The sequence below is a fragment of the Variovorax sp. 20P10.2.4 genome (assembly GCF_058244205.1).
On sequence record NZ_JBZAYE010000718.1, the window covers coordinates 1 to 3,463 of the forward strand.

The window sequence follows — 3,463 nt, forward strand, 5'->3', positions numbered from 1 at the left end:
GCGGTCATGGCCCAGAGGGCGGCGGGCGAGTGGATCCTGTTCCCCATTGAAATGCTCCTTGAATGCGTCGTTCGCAAAAAGGCGCAGCTTAGCAACGGGAGGAAACGCTCCGCAAGTGACGAAAGTCTTAAGCCGTTCCGCCTACAGTCAGCCCGTCGATGCGCAAGGTGGGCTGGCCGACGCCCACCGGCACGCTCTGGCCTTCCTTGCCGCAGGTGCCCACGCCCGAGTCGAGCGCCATGTCGTTGCCGATCATCTTCACGCGGGTCAGCGCGTCGGGGCCGTTGCCCACGATGGTCGCGCCCTTGACCGGGTACTGGATCTTGCCGTTCTCGACCCAGTAGGCCTCGCTGGCCGAGAACACGAACTTGCCGCTCGTGATGTCGACCTGCCCGCCGCCGAAGTTGACGGCGTACAGGCCCTTCTTGATGCTCGCCACGATCTCCTCGGGCACCTTGTCGCCGCCCAGCATGTAGGTGTTGGTCATGCGCGGCATCGGCACGTGGGCATAGCTCTCGCGGCGGCCGTTGCCGGTGGGCTTGACCTTCATCAGGCGCGCATTGAGCGCGTCCTGGATGTAGCCCTTGAGGATGCCGTCCTCGATCAGCACGTTGCGCTGGCTGGCGTTGCCCTCGTCGTCGACGTTGAGCGAGCCGCGGCGGTCGGCGATGGTGCCGTCGTCCAGCACGGTCACGCCCTTGGCGGCCACGCGCTCGCCGATGCGGCCCGAAAAGGCGCTCGAGCCCTTGCGGTTGAAGTCGCCCTCGAGGCCGTGGCCGATGGCCTCGTGCAGCAGGATGCCGGGCCAGCCCGGGCCGAGCACCACGGTCATCTCGCCCGCGGGCGCGGGGCGCGACTCGAGGTTGGTCAGTGCCGACTTGACGGCATGGTCGACGTACTCGGCGATCTGCTCGTCGTCGAAATAGGCCAGGCCGAAGCGCCCGCCGCCACCGCCCGAACCCACCTCGCGGCGGCCGTTCTGCTCGGCGATGACCGTGACCGACAGCCGCACCAGCGGCCGCACGTCGGCCGCCAGCGTGCCGTCGGCGCGCGCCACCAGCACCACGTCGTACTCGCTCGCGAGGCCGGCCATGACCTGCGACACGCGCGGGTCGCGCGAGCGGGCCAGCTGCTCGACCTTCTCGAGCAGCTTCACCTTGGCGGTGCTGTCGAGCGTGGCGATGGGATCGAGGCCGGCGTAGAGCGAGCGGCTCGAGGCGATCTTGCGCGGCACGGTCTTCACGCGGCCGGTGCGGCCCGCCGAGGAGATGGAGCGCACCGTGCGTGCCGCGTCGAGCAGCGAGGCCTCGGAGATGTCGTCGGAATAGGCGAAGGCCGTCTTCTCGCCGCTGACCGCGCGCACGCCGACGCCCTGGTCGATGCTGAAGCTGCCGGTCTTGACGATGCCTTCCTCGAGGCTCCAGCCCTCGCTGCGGGTGTACTGGAAGTACAGATCGGCGTCGTCCACGCGATGCGCGGTGATCTCGGCCAGGGCCTTGCTCAGGTGCGATTCGTCGAGGCCGAACGGCGTGAGCAGCAGTTGTTGCGCCGTGGCGAGGCGCTCGATGGTGGGTTCGCGAGAGATCATGAAGGATTATTGCTCGCCCCCAGGCTCCGCGCACTGCGTGCGCTCCTCCAACCCCCTACCGGGGGCAACACCAGCGGCCCGGCAAAGCCGGTTCCGCGGTGTTTCCCGCTACGACTGCGCCAGTTTTCGAGCTCGCGCGATCGACATCAGGATCCCGAGCCCCAACCCCAGCGTGACCATGGCCGTGCCGCCATAGCTGATGAAGGGCAGCGGCACTCCCACCACCGGCAGGATGCCGCTGACCATGCCCATGTTCACGAAGGCGTAGGTGAAGAAGATCATGGTCACCGCGCCCGCCAGCAGGCGCGAGAACAGCGTGGGGGCGTTGAGCGCGATCGCCAGCCCGCGGAAGATCAGCAGGATGAAGGCCGAGATCAGTGCCAGGTTGCCCACCAGGCCGAATTCCTCGGAATAGGCGGCGAAGATGAAGTCGGTGGTGCGCTCGGGAATGAACTCGAGGTGCGTCTGCGTGCCCTGCATGAAGCCCTTGCCGCCGACGCCGCCCGAGCCGATGGCGATCATCCCCTGGATGATGTGGAAGCCCTTGCCCAGCGGGTCCTTGCTCGGGTCGAGCAGCGTGCACACGCGCTGCTTCTGGTAGTCGTGCAGCACGCGCCAGTCGACGCCGTCGGTGCACAGCTGCGATTCGAAGCTCACGATCAGCGTGATCGCCACGGCGCCCAGCAGCACCGGCGGCACGATCAGCTTCCAGGGCAGCCCGGCGAAGAAGATCACCGCCAGGCCGGCCGCCAGCACCAGCAGCGAGGTGCCGAGGTCGGGCTGCTTCATGATCAGCCCGACCGGCACCGCGAGCAGCACGGTCGCCACCACGAAGTCGAGCGGCCGCAGCTGCCCCTCGCGGCGCTGGAACCACCAGGCCAGCATCAGCGGCATGGCGATCTTCAGGATCTCGCTGGGCTGGATCACCATGCCCACGTTGATCCAGCGCGTGGCCCCCTTCTTGGTGATGCCGAACAGCGCCACCGCGATCAGCAGCGCCACCCCCGCCGCATAGAGCGGCACGGCGGCCAGCATGAGCCGCTGCGGCGGCACCTGCGCCACCACGAACATGATGAAGCCGGCCAGCAGCATGTTGCGGCCATGGTCGAAGAAGCGGGTGCCGTGGTCGTAGCCCGAGGAGTACATCGTCAGCAGGCCCGCGAAGGCCAGCAGCAGCACGGCGAAGGCCAGAAAGCCGTCGAAGCCCTGGAAGATGGGCGCGACCCGGCGCGCCAGGGAGGGCTGATTGAACACGGCGGACATGGGCGCGGATTATCCGCGCCCGCTGCGTCCGCTCAATCGAAGACCAGTTGAACGACCGTGCGGCCCGGTCGGCTTTCGAGTGCCAGCCGCGCCCCGATGGCCCCCGCGCGCTCGGCCAGCGAGCGCGGCGGCTGGCTGGCGTCGAAGCCGCGCCCGTCGTCGATCACGCGCAGCGCCACCGCCGTGCCCTCCATGCATGCCTCCAGCCGCAGCACCCGCGCCCGGGCGTGCTGCAGCACGTTCGAGATCGCCTCGAACAGCAGGAACTGCAGCTGCCGCATGCCGTGCGCGTCGAGGTGCGCCACCGGCGTCACCTCGTCCACGGCCCAGTCGAGCACGATCTCGGCCGTGGCCAGCCGCGGCTCGAGCCGGTAGCGGAAGGCCGCCAGCAGCGCGCCGACGTCGCCCGGCGGCAGGTGGATCGAGTCGATCGACAGCTTGAGCTGGTCCATCGAGTCGCGCAGCGTGCGCAGCAGCTCCTCGGAACTGGTCTGGCCCGACTGCAGCTGGCGGATGGCCGAGCTGATGTGCGAGCCCACGCCGTCGTGCATGTCGCGCAGGATGCGCTCGCGCTCGTGGGTGCGCGCCTGGTCGCGCGCCGCCCGCTCGAGC

Annotated in this window: 3 protein-coding genes; all 3 read right to left on the minus strand. The window is 68.9% G+C overall.

Going from position 1 to position 3,463, the window contains the following annotated elements:
- Positions 1 to 127: 127 nt before the first annotated feature.
- Positions 128 to 1,588: a metalloprotease TldD gene (tldD, locus tag AC27VN_RS36245; RefSeq protein WP_093353419.1), complete on the minus strand. Its 1,461-nt coding sequence runs from the start codon at positions 1,586 to 1,588 to the stop codon at positions 128 to 130.
- Positions 1,589 to 1,696: 108 nt separating this feature from the next.
- Positions 1,697 to 2,851: a rod shape-determining protein RodA gene (gene rodA, locus AC27VN_RS36250; protein WP_093353417.1), complete on the minus strand. Its 1,155-nt coding sequence runs from the start codon at positions 2,849 to 2,851 to the stop codon at positions 1,697 to 1,699.
- A 32-nt stretch (positions 2,852 to 2,883) separates the two neighbouring features.
- On the minus strand, positions 2,884 to 3,463 hold a 580-nt coding region (locus tag AC27VN_RS36255), incomplete at its 5' end, for a sensor histidine kinase (RefSeq protein WP_490879758.1).

Coding starts and splice junctions, on each gene's coding strand:
- tldD (WP_093353419.1), bottom strand. CDS start 1,588: ATGATCTCTCGCGAACCCACCATCGAGCGCCTCGCCACGGCGCAACAA.
- rodA (WP_093353417.1), bottom strand. CDS start 2,851: ATGTCCGCCGTGTTCAATCAGCCCTCCCTGGCGCGCCGGGTCGCGCCC.